Annotated in this window: 19 protein-coding genes; 10 read left to right on the top strand and 9 right to left on the bottom strand. The window is 68.9% G+C overall.

Annotation, left to right across the window (positions count from 1 at the left end):
- Positions 1-59 precede the first annotated feature (59 nt).
- Complete coding sequence (locus tag AC4FS2_RS00855; protein WP_491155690.1) at positions 60-1,487, top strand: glycosyltransferase family 2 protein; 1,428 nt, start codon at positions 60-62, stop codon at positions 1,485-1,487.
- Between the two features lie 714 nt (positions 1,488-2,201).
- Here the strand turns inward: AC4FS2_RS00855 and AC4FS2_RS00860 are convergent.
- The 3 genes from AC4FS2_RS00860 to AC4FS2_RS00870 form a co-directional block, all read right to left on the bottom strand.
- Positions 2,202-2,486, bottom strand: coding sequence for a GIY-YIG nuclease family protein (locus AC4FS2_RS00860; RefSeq protein ID WP_491154353.1), 285 nt, complete (start codon positions 2,484-2,486; stop codon positions 2,202-2,204).
- Between the two features lie 387 nt (positions 2,487-2,873).
- Complete coding sequence (locus AC4FS2_RS00865; protein WP_491176089.1) at positions 2,874-3,857, bottom strand: response regulator transcription factor; 984 nt, start codon at positions 3,855-3,857, stop codon at positions 2,874-2,876.
- A gap of 105 nt (positions 3,858-3,962) precedes the next feature.
- Positions 3,963-4,991 (bottom strand): glycoside hydrolase family 6 protein, encoded by a 1,029-nt coding sequence (locus tag AC4FS2_RS00870; protein ID WP_491176091.1) that lies wholly within the window; start codon positions 4,989-4,991, stop codon positions 3,963-3,965.
- A 229-nt stretch (positions 4,992-5,220) separates the two neighbouring features.
- On the opposite strand from AC4FS2_RS00870, the gene AC4FS2_RS00875 reads away from it, so the two are divergent.
- Positions 5,221-5,547 (top strand): DUF7882 family protein, encoded by a 327-nt coding sequence (locus AC4FS2_RS00875; protein WP_491154347.1) that lies wholly within the window; start codon positions 5,221-5,223, stop codon positions 5,545-5,547.
- On the opposite strand, the gene AC4FS2_RS00880 is transcribed toward AC4FS2_RS00875, so the two are convergent.
- Positions 5,544-5,999, bottom strand: coding sequence for a MarR family winged helix-turn-helix transcriptional regulator (locus tag AC4FS2_RS00880; protein ID WP_491176093.1), 456 nt, complete (start codon positions 5,997-5,999; stop codon positions 5,544-5,546). The two genes, AC4FS2_RS00875 and AC4FS2_RS00880, sit on opposite strands and share 4 nt — an antisense overlap.
- Positions 6,000-6,186: 187 nt before the next feature.
- On the opposite strand from AC4FS2_RS00880, the gene AC4FS2_RS00885 reads away from it, so the two are divergent.
- The 3 genes from AC4FS2_RS00885 to AC4FS2_RS00895 all read left to right on the top strand — a co-directional run bounded on the left by AC4FS2_RS00885 (position 6,187) and on the right by AC4FS2_RS00895 (position 8,171).
- Entirely contained in the window at positions 6,187-6,552 is a 366-nt protein-coding gene (locus tag AC4FS2_RS00885) for a DUF7882 family protein (protein WP_491176095.1), read from the top strand.
- Positions 6,553-7,022: 470 nt separating this feature from the next.
- Positions 7,023-7,778: an SGNH/GDSL hydrolase family protein gene (locus tag AC4FS2_RS00890; RefSeq protein WP_491176098.1), complete on the top strand. Its 756-nt coding sequence runs from the start codon at positions 7,023-7,025 to the stop codon at positions 7,776-7,778.
- Positions 7,779-7,793: 15 nt separating this feature from the next.
- Positions 7,794-8,171 carry a DoxX family protein gene (locus tag AC4FS2_RS00895; RefSeq protein WP_491176100.1) on the top strand — a complete coding sequence of 126 codons (378 nt, stop codon included), beginning with the start codon at positions 7,794-7,796 and terminating at the stop codon, positions 8,169-8,171.
- Here the strand turns inward: AC4FS2_RS00895 and AC4FS2_RS00900 are convergent.
- Complete coding sequence (locus tag AC4FS2_RS00900) at positions 8,168-8,995, bottom strand: endo alpha-1,4 polygalactosaminidase (protein ID WP_491176102.1); 828 nt, start codon at positions 8,993-8,995, stop codon at positions 8,168-8,170. The two genes, AC4FS2_RS00895 and AC4FS2_RS00900, sit on opposite strands and share 4 nt — an antisense overlap.
- Positions 8,992-9,990, bottom strand: a complete 999-nt coding sequence (locus AC4FS2_RS00905) for a TerC family protein (protein WP_491176104.1) — start codon at positions 9,988-9,990, stop codon at positions 8,992-8,994. Before AC4FS2_RS00905 ends, AC4FS2_RS00900 begins: the two co-directional genes overlap by 4 nt.
- 273 nt (positions 9,991-10,263) lie before the next feature.
- On the opposite strand from AC4FS2_RS00905, the gene AC4FS2_RS00910 reads away from it, so the two are divergent.
- Positions 10,264-10,410 (top strand): hypothetical protein, encoded by a 147-nt coding sequence (locus AC4FS2_RS00910; protein WP_491154335.1) that lies wholly within the window; start codon positions 10,264-10,266, stop codon positions 10,408-10,410.
- 42 nt (positions 10,411-10,452) lie between these two features.
- Here the strand turns inward: AC4FS2_RS00910 and AC4FS2_RS00915 are convergent, their stop codons facing one another.
- Positions 10,453-11,436: a TIGR03557 family F420-dependent LLM class oxidoreductase gene (locus AC4FS2_RS00915; RefSeq protein WP_491176106.1), complete on the bottom strand. Its 984-nt coding sequence runs from the start codon at positions 11,434-11,436 to the stop codon at positions 10,453-10,455.
- Positions 11,437-11,612: 176 nt separating this feature from the next.
- Between AC4FS2_RS00915 and AC4FS2_RS00920 the strand changes: the two genes are divergently transcribed.
- Together AC4FS2_RS00920 and AC4FS2_RS00925 are read left to right on the top strand one after the other, a co-directional pair.
- Positions 11,613-11,978 carry a hypothetical protein gene (locus tag AC4FS2_RS00920; RefSeq protein WP_491176108.1) on the top strand — a complete coding sequence of 122 codons (366 nt, stop codon included), beginning with the start codon at positions 11,613-11,615 and terminating at the stop codon, positions 11,976-11,978.
- Between the two features lie 839 nt (positions 11,979-12,817).
- On the top strand, positions 12,818-13,816 hold the full coding sequence (locus tag AC4FS2_RS00925) for a magnesium and cobalt transport protein CorA (protein ID WP_491154330.1): 999 nt from the start codon (positions 12,818-12,820) through the stop codon (positions 13,814-13,816).
- A gap of 208 nt (positions 13,817-14,024) precedes the next feature.
- Here the strand turns inward: AC4FS2_RS00925 and AC4FS2_RS00930 are convergent, their stop codons facing one another.
- Entirely contained in the window at positions 14,025-14,957 is a 933-nt protein-coding gene (locus tag AC4FS2_RS00930) for an aldo/keto reductase (RefSeq protein ID WP_491176110.1), read from the bottom strand.
- A gap of 47 nt (positions 14,958-15,004) precedes the next feature.
- On the opposite strand from AC4FS2_RS00930, the gene AC4FS2_RS00935 reads away from it, so the two are divergent.
- Together AC4FS2_RS00935 and AC4FS2_RS00940 are read left to right on the top strand one after the other, a co-directional pair.
- Positions 15,005-15,547, top strand: a complete 543-nt coding sequence (locus AC4FS2_RS00935; RefSeq protein WP_491176112.1) for a YbhB/YbcL family Raf kinase inhibitor-like protein — start codon at positions 15,005-15,007, stop codon at positions 15,545-15,547.
- A gap of 11 nt (positions 15,548-15,558) precedes the next feature.
- Positions 15,559-16,392 (top strand): LLM class F420-dependent oxidoreductase, encoded by an 834-nt coding sequence (locus AC4FS2_RS00940; protein ID WP_491176115.1) that lies wholly within the window; start codon positions 15,559-15,561, stop codon positions 16,390-16,392.
- A 27-nt stretch (positions 16,393-16,419) separates the two neighbouring features.
- Here AC4FS2_RS00940 and AC4FS2_RS00945 read toward each other — a convergent pair whose 3' ends face one another.
- The gene (locus AC4FS2_RS00945; protein ID WP_491176117.1) at positions 16,420-16,623 is read right to left on the bottom strand and encodes a hypothetical protein; all 204 of its coding nucleotides are present in this window, start codon (positions 16,621-16,623) and stop codon (positions 16,420-16,422) included.
- Between the last annotated feature and the right edge of the window lie 291 nt (positions 16,624-16,914).

Genomic DNA, 16,914 nt, shown 5'->3' on the forward strand with positions numbered 1-16,914 from the left:
CAGGAAGAGAAACCGTGAACAAACCGCGCACCTCCCTCGCCCGCCCGGCGAATGCGCCTTTGTTCGCGCACCAGGACGTTCCGACTGCATCGGATGCAGGATTCCCGGACGAGTTCTCTTCCGTGCTGGAGAACACCACGGTCCACCGGTCGACCATCGGCTGCATCATCCCCGCGTACAACGAGGAAGAGTCGATCGCCGAGGTCATCGAGGCCCTGCTGAACCAGACGCGGGTGCCCGACGTCATCCACGTGGTGGTCAACAACACCTCTGACAACACGGTCAAGATCGCCTCGCAGTACAGCGGCCCGCACGAGATCTCCACCGACCTGGGCGAGCAGTTCACCGAGGTCTTCGTCCACGACATCGGCAAGAACCCCGACAAGAAGGTCGGCGCGCTCAACTACGGCTACTCCCTGGTCGAGGGTTACGACTACCTGCTCGGGGTCGACGGCGACACCATCGCCGACCCGAAGGCAGTCGAGTACCTCGAGTCGGAGGCCGTCGCCGACTCGCGTATCGGCGGCATCTCGGCGATCTACTCGATCGACGACCGCCGCATCAAGGGCCTCCTGGCGAGGTTCCTCATCGCCGGCCAGCGCACACAGTTCGCGGCATTCAACCTGCAGAATCTGCTGCGCGGCCGCAACATGGCGGTGCTCGGCGGACAGTTCTCGATCTTCGCCACGAACGCCCTGCGCGACGCGATGCAGCAGAACCACCAGAGCACGCCATGGGTGCGCGACTCCGAGGTCGAGGACTCTCTGCTGTCGTTGCAGATCAAGAGCGCCGGCTACCTCACCAAGATCAGCCCCTACGCTCGCGCGAACGTCGGCGGGATGACCACGCTCTCCGGCTACGACGCACAGCAGGTCAAGTGGACCTACGGTGCCATCGAGCTCATGTGGCCGGGTCAGCGTGGCGACACCAAGGGCCAGCCCTTCCACCCGAATCTGCGGGTGCGCTGGTTGGAGAACTTCGGCATGCTGACGAACCTCTTCGTGCGCGTGGCGTTCTTCACGCTGCTGGCCGGTTCGCTGTCGATCAATGCGTTCGTGTTCTCGCCGTGGTGGCTCATCCCGGTGGGGATGGCGATCGCGCTCAACATACGCATCGCCCGCACGATGAAGGAATGCAACGCTCGCGACATCCTCTTCGCCGCCATCTTCCTCCCCGCCGAAGCGTTCATGTGGGTGCGTCTCAGCCACTTCGTCCGCTCCTGGAGCCGGTTCTTCTCCCGCAAGAAGGTCGACAACTGGGCCATGCAGGCGCAGGCGGAGAAGGGCGGGGGGCTCGGCCACTGGGCCCCGCTGATCGTCCTCCTCGCGGTGGCGGTGGCGATGGCCGTCGTCTGGAACCTCGTGGGTCCGGTCGTGCAGTCCTCGATCCTCTGGATCGGCTGGCCGATCGTCGGTGTCGTCACCGTGCTGCAGACCGTGCTCATGGTGGGAAAGCTGTTCCGTCGCCAACACGGATACAAGGTCTGATGCGACCTGAACGCATCAGAAATGCGGGTGCGCTGGCCCTGGGGAGGGCCGGAGCACCCGGAAACCCCTCTGCTGTTTGGGGCTGCAGAGGCTGGTAGATCCCTGGGGTGATCTACCGGGCGGTCGGGGAGGAGAAGTGCAATCGGAAGGGCGGGCTGCCCGGGCCCTGCCTCCGGAGTGCACTTCTCCTCCCGACCTGCGTCCGGCCCTCGATCGAGTGGCCGCCCCCGGATGCTGCGCGAGCGACCGAGACGAAGCGTCGCCCGGTGCCGCGTCGGAACGGGTCGGCCCTGCCCCCCGGACGCTGAGCGAGCGTAGCGAGACGAAGCGTCGCTCCGGCGTGGGACCCTTCGTCTCGGTCGCTGCGCTCCCTCGCTCAGGGTCCGGGACCGGTCCGTCTCGGCTCCCGGACGCTGAGCGAGCGCAGCGAGACGAAGCGTCGCCCCGTACCCCGTCGGGACCGGTCCGTCTTGGCCCCCGGACGCTGAGCGAGCGCAGCGAGACGAAGCGTCGCCCCGTGCCGCGTCGCCCCGTGCTCGGTGTGACCCTTCGTCTCGGTCGCTGCGCTCCCTCGCTCAGGGTCCGGGACCGGTCCGTCTTGGCCCCCGGACGCTGAGCGAGCGTAGCGAGACGAAGCGTCGCCCCGTACGCGGCCCGGAAACTCTCTGGTGTGCGCTCCCGCCGGACAGGAGCGAGTGACGGGGAGACCACGCGTCAGCGCCGTCGTGTGCGGCGGCTCCATCCGGGAAGCTCGTCGTAACGGCCGGCGATGAGCAGCTCTTTCTTCGCCCGGCTCCATCCCTGAATACGCTTCTCCCAGCCGAACGCCTCATCGATACGATCGAACTCGCTGAACCACACCAGCTCCACGGGCAGACGCGTTCGCGTGTACTGCGCGCCTTCCCCGAACTGGTGCTGCGCCAGGCGCAGGTCGAGATCGGTTGTGCTTCCCGTATAGAGGGAGCCGTCGTGACACCTCAACATGTAGACGAAGCCCATGCCCGCACGGTAGCTCGCGTCACGTCGGGGTGCGGGGCCGGGGCGGACGGATGCGGATAACCGGCGTTCGCCGGCCCTTGGGGAGAGCGCTCTGTTGTCGACCGAGGGGGACCCTTCGTCTCGTCGCTTCGCTCCTCGCTCAGGGTCCGGGGCGGGCGCCCCTCGCTCGGGGTCCGGGGCGGGCGCCCCTCGATTCGGTCCGGGACCGGGACCGGGACGGGGCTGGGGAGGGCGGCGGACCCTTCGTCTCGTCGCTTCGCTCCTCGCTCGGGGTCCGGGGCGGGGGCTCCTCGCTCAGGGTCCGGGACGGGGGCTCCTCGCTCAGGGTCCGGGGCGGGCGCCCTCGACTCGGTGCGGGACCGGGAGGGGACGGGCTGGGAGCGGGGGCTACGGGGCGAGGTGCTCGGAGGTCAGGCGATAGCCGACACCCCGCACGGTCTCGATGTACCGCGGCGTGGTGGGGTTGTCGCCCAGCTTGCGGCGCAGGTTCGTCATATGGGCTTCGATCGCCCGCTTGTCGGCGTCGCCGACGAAATAGCTCGTGACGTACGACTCACCACGCAGCACCAGCGTGAGATCGGCCTTGCTCCGCACCCGGCGCTTGGACTCCAGCAGGGTCGCGAGCAGATCGAACTCGGTGCGGGTCAGTTCCAGCTCCTCACCGCCCAGCAGCACGATGCGGCTGTCGGGGTCGAGCTGCAGGTCGCGGTGCACCAGCCAGGTCGCGTCGATGACGGCCACTTCGCCGGTGACGCGCTCGGCGACCTCGGTGCCCGGAGCAGTCTGCGATTCGGGGCCCTGCGTGGAAGGCACCAGGACCGGACCCGTCGAAGGGCGCTCGTCATATGCCACCGGCAGTTGCGTGGGGACGGAAGCGTGCTCGCCCGGACGCATGCCCGGGATTGTCTGCGTGACCGGACGCGCTCCGGGGAAAGTGGGCCCGACCGGCCCCTGCTGCGCAGTGCCGGAGATCGCTTGCGTTCCCCCCGCGCGCGGGCGACGAAGGAGCGCCTCGATGCGGGCACGCAGTTCACGGGGGCGGAACGGCTTCACCACGTACTCGTCCGCGCCGGCACCGAGGCCGAGCACGACATCGGCCTCGTCCTCGAGCCCGGTCAGCATGATGATGTACGTGTCGGACTGGGCGCGGATGCGGCGTGCCGCCTCAAATCCGTCGATGCCCGGCATGTTGACATCCAGCGTCGTGACCAGCGGCTGATACGCGATCACCGCGCGAACGCCATCGATGCCGTTGCCGACCGAAACGGTCGAGAACCCAGCCGATTCGAGGACCTCTACGAGAAGGTGCCTGATATCCGGATCATCCTCGACGATCACGGCGGTCTTCTGCGCGTCCGCAGAGTCGCTCATGCTTTCATCGCCTCACTCGATCCGGTCGCTGTGTGTCGAGCGCAATCTTCGCATACTTCGGGGCCACCCATATGCCTGCGCCCCCATGCGTGGCGGATCCGCGCTTCAGCGCGCCTTCCGCGTCAGTTCAACGGCCGCCTCGGGCCACCACTCTCCAGCGGCGGGGCCGCCGGAGCAGGTGCCATCACTCTCGCCGGGGGGCTTGATCCACAGGTTGGTGTCGACCACCCCATCGCCGTACGTGCCACCCGGATCGCCGACCAGTCGCCCGGGCGGATTGCACCAGTCATCCCCGTCCGGGCCTGCACCGTTGCGGGATGTATCGACGACCGCGTGGGCGCCGTCGAGCAACTCCGACAGCTGATGCGCGTACTCGAATTCCGCCGACGTGGTCTGGTAGTTCGACACGTTGGTCGCGAAGCCCCGCACCTGGTCGAGCACTCCGACGTCACGGATGAGGCGGGCCATCTCCTCGGCGGGGAGCCAGCTGGAATGGCCCCCATCGAGGTAGATCCACCTGTTCACGCCCGCCATCCGGTCGACCGCGCCGGAGAGCTGCTCGATGCGCTCGTCCAGGTTGCCGCACTCGGGAGCGAGGGCCAGGCTGTCGGGTTCGAGGATGACGATCTGGGGAACGTCTTGCGCGTTGCGCAGCGCCTGCCCGATGCGCTCGGTCCACTCCACGTACGCGTCCGGTTCGAGCCCCCCGGCGGAGTGCTGCCCGCAGTCACGCCCGGGCAGCCCGTAGACGACGAGGGCGACGGACGCCTCATGCTCCCTGGCCTGCGAGGCCAGGTGGGCGATGCGGTCCGCGACCGTTTCCAGCGGGTCGGCTTCCGGCGTCAGCCAGTAGGCAGTGGGCTGAGCCGCCAGGTACTCGGCGGCCGCGATCTCGTCGGGGGTGACCGCATTCCCGTCAGCCAGGGCGCGCGCCGCCTTCGAGTCGTCGGGGGCGACAACGGTGGTTCCTACGGCGGGTGGGCGGGCGGAGATCATCTGGAAGAAGGTCTGGGCGTGGATGCCGACGAGAGCGATGGCTGCGATGAGTCCGACGACCGCGAGAGAGACGCCGCCGAGCAGCAGGATCTTTCGGATGCGACGACGATTCGCCGGTGGCGAGGTCGGTCTCATCATTTCCCTGGACTCTATCTGAGAACGCCCCGCGAACGGCGAAGAAAAGCCCCCGGCGGCGGATCGGAGTGAACGCCGTCAGGGGCTCGGCGACCGGTGCCGGGCCGCCAGGCACAGTATACGTGACGTGTCCCCCTTTTGGGGGACAAGAAGCACCCGCGGTGGAGGTGCGCAGATGGTTAGGCACGGGGCCTCGTGATGGTTAGCCGAATCCGCGTAGTACGCTCCGGACGTGGGAAAACTGGTTTACGCAACCTCCGGTGGATCGTTCGACATCGAGGATCGGACTTTGTCCCACCTTCGCGTGATCTTCATGAACAAGCTGCGCCGCGGCGAGCCCTTCATGTTCCATCACAGCGTCGGCGACGGCAGCGGGTCGCGGAGCTTGTGGATTCACCCCTCCGTCCCGCTGGTGTTCCACTTCTACGGCAGCCGGGCGCCGTCGCTCAACCGGCGTTGGGTGGATGACCTCATGCACGAGGCGAACGGACCCAACGGCCTGTTCCTCGTTCCCGAGCCCGACGCCGAGTCGGTCGGGGTCCTGCAGGAGCGCGCCTAAGCGCACTCCTCGTCGACGGCCGCGCGCACGCGGTCGAGGAATGTTGCGACGTGCTGCGCCTCGGTCGGTGTGAGCGCCGAGGCGAACTCGCGGATCCGCGCGGTGAGCGGGTCGATGTCGGTGAGGTCGATGCTGCGGTCGAACGGGACGACGAACTTGCTGCGGCGATCTCGCGGGTTCGACTCGAAGGCGATGAGTCCGCCCGCGTGCAGGCGATCGAGCATGCCGGTGACGGATGCGGTGGACACCGCGAGGTGGTGCGCGATCTCGGTGGGGGTGACTGATTCGCCGTCGTCCGCGCGTTCGAGGATGTAGCGCATCGCGGCGCGCGCATTCTCGGTCGGACCGCAGGCGTTCTGGCGCCGGCGGGAGAGCCGCGACTCGGAGAGGCGAAGACGCTCGACCGCCCGCACGGCATCGTCGAGCTTGTCCTGAGTGGCCGTTGGAGTCATGGGCGTCCTCGCGTGGAAGCGGTCCTCGTATCGGGTAGGCCCAGTGTAGTTAGCCGAGGTGACTACTCACGAGGTGAGGTTTCTTAGTTCACGCGGTAGCCACCTTCCCTCGCTTGCTGAGTAGCTAGTTTGCCTAGTAACGTGACGAATAACAGATCAACCGCTCGTCGGCAGAGAGGACCGCATCATGGGGTACCTGTTTTACGCGAACACGGACCAGCCCATCGAGGTCTCCGACCGACTGCTGGCGCACATCAAGGTCGTCACGGCGACGAAGCTCCGTCGCGGGGAGAGCTTCACGCTCTCCTGGCGACACCCGGAAGACATCCCGGGCGGTCGCTCCACGATCTGGATGCACCCGGCCATCCCGCTGCGTTTCGTCTTCACCACGGCGGAGCCGGAGATGCTCAACCCCGTGTACCTGAAAGAACTCGCCAACTCGGCCAACTCTTCGGGTGGCCTGACGGTCGACCTGACCACGCCGGTGCCCGTCCACAGTGACGCGCCGCAGGCCAAGACTGCTCGCGCAGCCGTCCCCGCACACGCCGCGTAGTTCCTCCGATACCTCCGCTAGGGGCTCGGCGACGGTGTCGCCGAGGCTCCGAACACTCTCAGGAAGGTGCGGCGGCTTCGCGCCTTGTCGACCTCGTCACCGGGCGGGGTATCGCTCATCTGCGCCTCTCGGACTGCGCGACCGAATGCGTCTCAGCACAGGGGCGCGCCCGGATGCGAGACGTAACACCGGCTCCGCCGTCCGGTCGCCCGGTACTCACCTGATCCGCGGCCGGCGACGGCCGCCGAGCGGCGGGGGAACCGTTCGGCGACCGTACGCCGGTCCCATCGGAGCGTGACACCTGTGCTCTACGACGGGAGCCCGGGGGACCCATCGTTACCGGGGGAGGCGACGACCACCCCATTGTGCGGCGGTCCAGCCGTGCACGGCGCGGGGTTGACGGAGCGGGGATTCCCACTTTTCGCTCCGCTGTACACCCGCCATCCAGACCGTGTCGATAGCGTCGGGGAATGACGAAGCCGCACGCGCCCGAGACGCGGGCGCGGCTCTGGGCCGCCGTCGGTGCGACCACCGCCGCCGTCGCCCTCGCGGTCGTGCTCATCCTGGCGCTCGCGCAGGGCGGTGCGCGCTCAGCAGGGTCGAATCCGTCCGCCGCCGCGGGGGACAGCCCCTCGCCCGAACCGTCGCCGACGGTGACGGCGACGCCCGGCTCAACGCCCAGCACCGCGCCACCGCTGCGGATGGCGGTCGTCGGTGACTCGATCAGCCACGGCGGTGACAGCCCCGATTTTCCCCGCGGCGTACTCGGGGAGCTCTCCTGGGTGCGGTGGGCTGTGGATGACCGGCTGACGTTCGCCGGCGGATGGGCGGTGCCCGGGGCGCAGACCGAGGCGATGGCCGACAACGCCCAGCCCTACGACGCCGACGTCCTCGTGATCCTCGCCGGGACGAACGACCTGGCCTTCGGGGTGCCGCCGGAGCAGACGGCGGCCAACCTCGCCCGGATCGCGGACACGACCGGCGTCGCGCGGGTCGTGCTCGCCAGCATCCCGCCCAACGATTTCGGCGCCGACGCGGTGACGCGTTACAACGCCACCCTGCAGCAGCTCGCCGCCGACCGCGGCTGGGAGTTCGCGGATGCCGCGGCGGGGCTGCGCACCGAACAGAACACCTACCGCGAAGGATTGACGTGGGATGGCGTGCATCCCACCGTCGAGGGCGCACGACTGCTCGGCGAGGCTCTTCGCGCGCACATTCTCAACTGACGACAAGGAGACGACGTGCGCACATTCGCCCGATGGATGCTGGGGGCCGCGATGCTGTTCGCGGGGCTCAGCCACGTGTTCTGGGCGCGCCGCGACTTCCAGGCGCAGGTGCCCGACTGGGCGGTGGCCGCCGGGCCGCTGGACAAGGATGCCGTCGTGGTGGCGTCCGGCGTCGTGGAGATGGCGTTCGGAGCGGCCCTCATCGCGCTCCCGCGTGAGCGGCGCCGGATCGGGGCGGCGCTCGCCGCGTTCTTCGTGGCGGTCTTCCCCGGCAACGTCGACCAGTGGCTCAAGAAGCGATCGGCCTTCGGGCTCGACACCGACCGCAAGCGTCTCGTGCGCCTCTTCTTCCAGCCCGGTCTCGTCGCCTGGGCGTGGTGGTCGACCCGCTAACAGCGCTCGAAGACGTACTCGGGGTCGGAGGGCGTCGACAGCTCCCGGTCCCGGAGCACGACCGACTCCGGCACCGCCGCATCCGCGCACATCTCGGCGAACGGCCGGGGGAGAGCGTCGGTGTACTCGATGTCGAGCACATGCTCGCCGTAGACGGTGGCATAGGCGCCGCATTCGTCGTAGGCCGCGCACTCCTCGGTGACGGCGAAGTCGAAGCCCGCTTCGGCGGAGAGGAGCGCCGCATACTCGGCGGCGTTCTTCTGCGCGGCGGCAAGGCCGGAGCGATGGGCGATCGCGACAAGCTCCGTTGCCAGCGCGACGTTGTCGTCGACGTCGAGGGCCCCGTCGGAGCGCGTGAAGGTGTCGAGGTTGTCGAACTCCACCGCATCGAACCCGGCGGCGGCGCATCCCTCGATCCACGGACCGGCGATGGCGGCGATGGCGGCCCGGCTCTCGGGTGAGGACGTGTCGAGGAGCACCTCATCCGGCCAGTCCGGGTCGATCACCGGTTCGCCGTCGCGCAGCAGCAGCGTGCCGTCCGGCCAGCTGTCCTGTTCGCCGGGTTGGGTCTGAAAGCCGTTGACGTAGCAGATGGAGTACGCGTCGGCGAGCGGCTCCGCGGACCGGTCGCGCACGACGATCTCCACTCCGGCGGGCGGCGGGTACGCGCCACCGAGCTGGTAGTCCAGCGGTGCGCCGGCCGGGGGGAGGATGATCCGCGGCGAGACCTCGGTTGCGCTGCATCCCGAAACGAAAGCCGCGGCGCACACGAGAAGGGCCAGGAAGCGGTGACGCCCCCTCGCCCTCCTTGACCTCAGGGTCATCGTGTCGGGGAGTCCGCGGAGTCCGGGGAGCTCTTTACCGCACGGGTGCGCAACAGGCTCGCCACCGTCGCCACGGTGATCGTCACCGCGATGAACGTGAGGGAGAACCAGATCGGGATCTCGGGCGCCCACGCCACGGCCTCGCCCCCGTTGATGAACGGGAGTTCGTTCTCGTGCAGAGCGTGGAAGACGAGCCTCACGCCGATGAAGGCGAGGATCACTGCGAGGCCCTGAGCGAGGTACACGAGCCGCTGGAGCAGCCCGCCGATGAGGAAGAAGAGCTGGCGGAGCCCCATGAGCGCGAACGCGTTGGCGACGAAGACGATGTACGACTGCTCGGTGAGGCCGTACACGGCAGGGATGGAGTCGACCGCGAAGATGAGGTCGACGAAGCCGATCGCGATGATGGTCAGCAGCAGCGGGGTGGCGTACCGGCGGCCGTCCCTCTTCAGGGTCAGGCGGTCGCCGTCGTACTCCTCGGTGACCGGGAGATGGCGGCGCACGAAGCGCATGCCGCGGCCATCGGTGGGATTGCTCTCATGGTGCACGAACGCCTGACGGTAGGCCAGAACCAGCAGCAGCGCCCCGAAGAGGTAGAAGATCCAGGAGAAATTCTCGATGAGGGTGGCCCCGACCGCGATGAAGGCGCCGCGCAGGATGAGCGCGATCACGATGCCGATCATCAGCACTTTCTGCTGGTAGATCCTCGGCACCGCGAACCCGGTCATCACGATGAGGAACACGAAGAGGTTGTCGATCGACAGCGCCTTCTCGGTGAGGTAGCCGGCGTAATATTCCCCGCCGTACTGCCACCCCCACACCATGCCGACCACGATGCCGAACAGCAGCGCGAGTCCGATGTAGAACGCCGACCACCGCGCGGATTCGCCGATGCTGGGCGCATGTGCCTTGCGCACGTGTGCGAAGAACTCGTAGATGAAGAACGCGATCGTGACGGCGATCGTGATCGCCCAGACGAGGAAGGGAACGTGCATCGGGACTCCTAGGAGGGTCGGCGTATCTGACGCCAAGGTCTCCTCCACCCGGAAACCGGGCCGACGGGCCGGGACGCTACGTAGAGTCCGTATTGACGGGTCCGCCGCGATGGGAGTACTCCCCTTGCTGCAACGACACTAACGGATCGTGCCGGCGAGAGGGCCGCGCACTGTTCTGGCGCGACCGGTGTGGGCGCCGGCGCGACGGGTGTGTGCGCTTTCGCTCGCAAACTCGTAACCACCGCGACACAGCCGTGGAGTACGGTCTGACCCATGGCTAGCCGCAAGGGAAAGTCGCGCTCGCGAGCGCCCATCCGTTCGCCGTACCGTCAGCCGATCTGGCTGGTCGTGGGGGTGTCGATCATCGCGCTCGGGACGATCGTGCTCGTCGTGGCAGCGTTCCTCACGTTCGGCCGCTGAGCCGGCGGCGCTGCTCTCCCGTCACAGGGCGCTGCTCTCCGGTCACAGGGCGCGCAGCTTCTCCAGCAGCGGCTCGGCGACCTCCGACACGAAGCGGTCCTGCTGCTCGTCGCCGACCTGCAGGATCGCGATGTCGGTGAATCCCGCATCGACGTATGGGCGGACGCTCTCGGCGAGCTCGTCGAGGTCGGGTCCGGTCGCGATCGACTGGGCGACGTCTTCCGGACGCACGAATTGGGATGCGGCGGCGAAGCCCGCCGGCGTCGGGAGATCGGCATTGACCGCCCACCCGCCGCCGAACCAGCGGAACTGCTCGTGCGCGCGCTCGAGCGCCTTCTCGCGGTCGGGGTCCCAGCTGATCGGGATCTGGCCGATCTTGCGTGACTCGCCCGACTCGGATCCGCCGAGCGGGTGCACGGAACTCCACTTCTGCACGAGCTCGGCGTCGGGCTCGACGGCGATCATGTGCTCGGCCAGGTCGGCGAAGCTGTCGATCGACGCGTCGCCCGAGACCGCGACCCCGATCGGGACCCCATCGTCGGGGCAGTCCCAGATGCGCGCCGAGTCGACGCGGAAGTAGTGGCCCTCATAGGTGACGAGGTCGCCGGAGTGCAGTTCGCGGATGACCTCGAGTGCTTCGACGAGCATGTCCTGCCGTACGGAGACTGCCGGCCACCCCTCGCCGACGACGTGCTCGTTGAGGTTCTCGCCCGATCCGACGCCGAGGGTGAACCGGCCTTCCGAGAGGAGCTGCAGGGTGGCGGCCTTCTGCGCGACCACGGCCGGGTGGTAGCGCATGGTGGGGCAGGTGACGTAGGTCATGAGCCCGATGTCGGAGGTCGCGTAGGCGACGGCGCCGAGCACGGTCCACGCGTAGGGCGCGTGGCCCTGCGACATCAGCCACGGCGAGTAGTGATCGCTGGAGACCAGGAAGTCGAACCCGGCGGTTTCCGCCTTCACGGCGTAGTCGACGAGCTGGCGGGGTCCGCTCTGCTCGGTCATGAGGGTGTATCCGAAACGCGTCATGGCGTCCTCCTTCGCAGGCTGCTCCTCGGCACGATACGGAAGGCGGCCTCGGCGACATCGGGGGTTGCGGTCGGCGGATGGATGCGGCAGGGGCCGAGCCGCGAGTCATCATCAGATCCCGCTTCCGGTGTCAACCCTGAAACGCTCTGCGGCGTGCGGGCCGCACCATGGGGCATGTGATTGACTTCCTCGGCGCCCGGCGTCGCACCGTGTGGCTTGCGATCTGCGCTGGACTTGCGATCGGGGGAGCGTGCATCGCGCTGGCGGCAGGAGCGATCTCGGTGAGCGCCGTCGTCGACGCCGCCCTGGCGTCGCAGGGCGCGGGCGCGGCGGATGCCGCCGCGTTCCCCGCCATCCTCGGGGGTGTGGGTCTCCTGGCCATGATTCTGGGCGCGGCAGGCTTCGTCTGGCTCGTCTTCGCCGACCGTGCGCCCGGCTGGATGGCTGCCATGGCTCAGCGCGCGACCCCGGTATCGGCCGGACCGCGAGTCGAGCCGGCGCTCCAGGCGTCACTGGCCGGTCCCGGCGCATCCGAGTCCTGACCCGTCCGGGCTGAGCCGTACCGGGCCGCCCGCCCGTATGGGCGCGCCGTTCGGGAGGTAGATGCACGTGGGGGAGGCCGGATGCTTGGGGCTCCGGACCTCCCGTTGCGACATCTCCTCCCCGGGCGCCCGTTTGTCAGCGGCGTCGGGCGTTCGTCGCCGCATCCCCGTTCGTCGCGGCGTGGGCCCGCGAGCGGCTTTTTCGGGGAGCGGTGTGCCGTTCGGGGAGCGGCGTGGCGTTTGGGAGGGGATGTGCACAGGGGAGGGCGGGTGTTGGGGATTCGGACCTCCCGGGGTGACATCTCCTCCTGAGGTGCACGCCTGTTGGCGGCGCGGGCGTCCGGTGGAATGCGCGTGGGGATGTCGGGTGTGCCGTTGGGGAGGGGATGTGCACAGGGGAGGGCGGGTGTTGGGGATTCGCCCCTCCCGAGGTGACATCTCCTCCTGAGGTGCACGCCTGTTGGCGGCGCGGGCGTCCGGTGGAATGCGCCTGGGGATGTCGGGTGTGCCGTTCGGGAGGGGATGTGCACAAGGGAGGGCGGATGTTGGGGATTCGGACCTCCCGCGGTGACATCTCCTCCTGAGGTGCACGCTCGCCGGCAGCGCGGGCGTCTGGCGGAATGGGTGCTTTGATCCGGGTGTGCCGTTGGGGAGGGGATGTGCACAGGGGAGGGCGGATGCTGGGGATTCGACCTCCCGAGGTGACATCTCCTCCTGTGGCGCACGTTCGCTGCACCCATCGATTGGGAGTGGCGTCTTGGTCCCACCCCGAACCACCCAACACGCCCCGGTGGCGCCTCCTGTCGAAGGGGCGGGTCTGGGAGGGGGAGACTTGTCAGGTGCCCATCATCGACAACGCCGTGTACGTCGGCGGCCGCCGCATCCAGAATCCCGAGAGCCTCGAGCAGACCTTCGAGTACATGCGGGCCAAGCAGGGAATGGCGTGGATCGGTCTCTTCCGGCCCACTCGTGAGGAGCTCGACCAGGTCGCCGCGGAGTTCTCGCTGCATCCCCTCTCCGTCGAAGACGCCCTGTCGGGGCATCAGCGGGCCAAGCTCGAGCGCTACGGCGACATCCTCTTCGCCGTCCTGCGTCCGGCGCGGTACATCGACTCCGCCGAGACGGTGGAGTTCGGCGAGCTCCATGTGTTCGTCGGCCCCGACTTCGTCGTCACCGTCCGTCACGCCGAGGTGCCCGACCTGGCACATGTGCGCCAGCGGATGGAGGCGCAACCCGAGCTCCTCGCGCGGGGCCCGGAGGCGGTGCTGTACGCGATTCTCGACGAGGTGGTCGACGAGTATGCGCCGGTGACCGCCGGCCTGCAGAACGACGTCGACGAGATTGAGGACCAGCTCTTCTCCAACGACGGCGGCGAGCTGTCGCGGCGCATCTACGACCTGTCCCGCGAAGTCATCATCTTCCAGCGGGCGGCCGAGCCGCTGAAGGGGATGCTGGAGTCGCTGCTCGACGGAGCCGGAAAGTACGGCGTCGACCTCGAGCTGCAGCGGTCGCTGCGCGACGTGCTCGATCACTCGCTCCGGATCACCGACAAGCTCGGGTCGATGCGCGCGATCCTCGAGAACGCGCTCACCGTCAACGCGACCCTGGTGACGCGGCGACAGACGGAGACCGCGCTGACGCAGAACGAGCAGGTGAAGAAGATCTCGGGGTGGGCGGCGATCCTCTTCGGTCCGACGCTGGTGGGCACGATCTACGGAATGAACTTCACCTACATGCCCGAACTGGACTGGGTGTGGGGGTATCCGATGGCGCTCGCGCTGATGGCTGCGACCTCGGTGACGCTGTGGGGCGTCTTCCGCAAACGCCACTGGCTCTGACGCCCCTGGTTCTGACGCGCACCTCGCGCCGACCCGCCCACGGCGGCGCGCGCGGGTGGCCCGCGGAATCCGCCGCTCGGCGCTCCGCAGCATCCGCCACCCTCGCCCGAGGCGAGGAGATCTTCCCGGGCGAGGATGGATGCGGCGGATAACGCCCTCGCTCGGGCCGATGCCCTCGCCCGGGGCGAGGACGCTCCCCTTCTTACCGTTACGGCACGCGGTAGCCGGCGGCCCGGGTCAGGGCGTACCACTCGGCGCGGGTGAGCGGCAGGTCCGATCCGAGGGCGGCGCCCGTGACGCGTTCGGGCGTGGTCGTGCCGAGGACGACCTGCATGCCCGCGGGATGCCGCGTGATCCAGGCCGTGGCGATCGCGATGGGCGGCACGTCGTAGGCGGCGGCGAGGTCGTCGATCACGGCGTTCAGCTCCGGGTAGTCGGGAGACCCGAGGAACACGCCACCGAAGAACCCCGACTGGAACGGCGACCATGCCTGCACCGTGATGCGGTTGAGGCGGCAGTAGTCGAGGATGCCGCCGGCGTCGCGGGTGACGGACTGGTCGATGTCCATGTTCCCGGCGAGACCCTGGGTAATGATCGGGGCGTGCGCGATCGACAGCTGCAGCTGGTTCGCGACGATCGGCTGGCGGACGGCGGAGCGCAGCAGGTCGATCTGCCGGGGCGTGTGGTTCGAGACGCCGAAGGCGCGGACCTTGCCGGCCGCCTCGAGCTCGTCGAACGCGCGGGCGACCTCCTCCGGCTCGACCAGCGCGTCGGGGCGGTGCAGGAGCAGGATGTCGATGTAGTCGGTCTCGAGCGCACGCAGCGAGCCCTCGACCGCCTCCATGAGGTGCTCGTAGGAGAAGTCGAAGTACGGCCCGTCCTTGACGATTCCCGCCTTGGTCTGGATCGTGATCTCGGCCCGCTCCGACGACGAGAGCCGCAGTGCTTCGGCGAATCGCCGCTCGCACTGGTGCGTGTCGGAGCCGTAGATGTCGGCGTGGTCGAAGAAGTCGATGCCGGCGTCGCGCGCGGCGGAGACGAGCGTGCGGATCTCCTCGTCGCTCTTGTCGGTGATGCGCATCATGCCCGCGACGACGTTGGGGGCGCGGAGGCCGGTGGGGCCGAGGGGAACGGTTCTCATCGCCCCACGCTAGCCCGCGAACGGCCGGGGATGGGTAGGTTCGGGGTATGACCGACCTCACGCGCCCGCAGACCCCCGACCCGTATCCGCTGCTTCCCGCGGTCGCTTCGTTCGAGGTCACGAGCGACGACATCACTGACGGGCAGCCGCTGAAGCCCGAGCAGGTCGCCGCCGCTGCGACAGGCGCCGCGACCGGCGATGTCTCCCCGCACCTGCGTTGGTCGGGCGCGCCGGAGGGCACGAAGTCCTTCGTCGTGACGTGCTTCGACCCGGATGCTCCGACTCCGAGCGGGTACTGGCATTGGGTGCTCGTCGACCTCCCCGCATCCGTCACCGAGTTGCCCGCCGGTGCCGCCGCCGCCCCGCTTCCCGGAAACGCGTTCCACGTGCGCAACGACGGCGGTGAGCCCGGATTCGCCGGCGCCGCGCCGCCGCAGGGCGACCAGGTGCACCGGTACTTCTTCGTCGTCCACGCCGTCGGCGAAGACACGCTGGGGGTGACGCCCGAGGTGACGCCGGCGGTCGTGTCGTTCCAGCTCGCGTTCAAGACCCTCGGGCGCGCGATCATCCACGGCACGTTCCAGCGCTGAAGGGCAGTGAGATGACCTGGACGGATCGCTTGGGATTCTTCGGCGTGTGGATGCGGGGCAGCGACATCCAGCCCGCGCTGGCGCGGGAGATCGAGGCGCTGGGGTACGGGACGGTGTGGCTGGGCGGGTCGCCGCCCGCCGACCTCGAGCACGCCGAGCACCTTCTGGATGCGACGGAGTCGGTGATCGTGGCGACGGGCATCGTGAACATCTGGAAGTCGGATGCGGCGGAGCTGGCCGACTCGTATCACCGCATCGTGGCGAAGCATCCCGGTCGGTTGATCCTCGGGATCGGCACGGGTCATCCCGAGGCCACGCCCCATCGCGCGCGGCCGTTACGGGCGATCTCGGAGTATCTCGACGTGCTCGACGAGCGCGACATCCCGGTCGATGATCGGATCATCTCGGCGCTGGGTCCGCGGATGCTGGCGATCGCTGCCGAGCGGAGCGGTGGCACGCATCCGTACCTCACGGTTCCGAGCCAGACGCGTGAGGGCCGGGAGGCGCTCGGACCGGGCAAGCTCGTCGCCCCGGAGCAGACGGTCGTGCTCGATCCCGACGTGGCGTCGGCGCGGGAGTCGGCCCGGGCGTTCCTCCGCAACTACCTGCGGCTGTCGAACTACACCGGCAACATGCTGCGCGCGGGCTTCACGGACGACGACATCGCCGGCGACGGAAGCGACGAGCTGGTCGACCGGATCGTGGTGCACGGTGATGTTCCCGACCTGGTGGCGGCACTCCGGGCCCACCTGGATGCCGGCGCCGACCACGTGTGCGTGCAGGTGCAGCCGACGTCGGATGCTCCGCGTGCGCTGCGTGACCTGGCCGCGGCCCTTCCTCAGTAGCGCCCGGGGTCAGCGGGAGCGCACCCGTCAGCGGGAGGGCGCCGGCTCAGCGTCCGGCGACAAAGGCGCCGCATCCGCGCGCTCGGAGACGGACGCCCGGGGCAGCGGACGCGGGTGGTCGTGGTGGTCGGCGGCCGTGATGGCGCGGCCCACCAGGATGCCGACACCGAGTGCGGCGAGGACCCACGCGGCGGCGATCGCCAGCCACGTCCACAGGGGCAGGGTGAGCATCTGACTCTCTCTGGGGGCGCAGGAGCGGGTCCGGGTGACCGCGACTGTGCACCTCGGTGGGGGCGGCGAGCGTGTGCAGCGCCTGAAGGTGATCCGGGGAGGGGTATGCCGGGGCCCGAACTCTTTCCGGAAGAGAGTCCAGGCCCCGCCATCGGCGTTCCGTCACTTGCGTGACCCCCAGGGTGGAACGTCGGCGTCCTGGCTCCTGTCCCCAGCAGGAGCCCGGGTGACCCGGCCCCTCTCCCCAGAAGGGCGCGCGGTATCCCCGTTGATGAGACGACGCGACGGGCG

It is taken from the genome of Microbacterium sp. Z10_103, assembly GCF_058310455.1.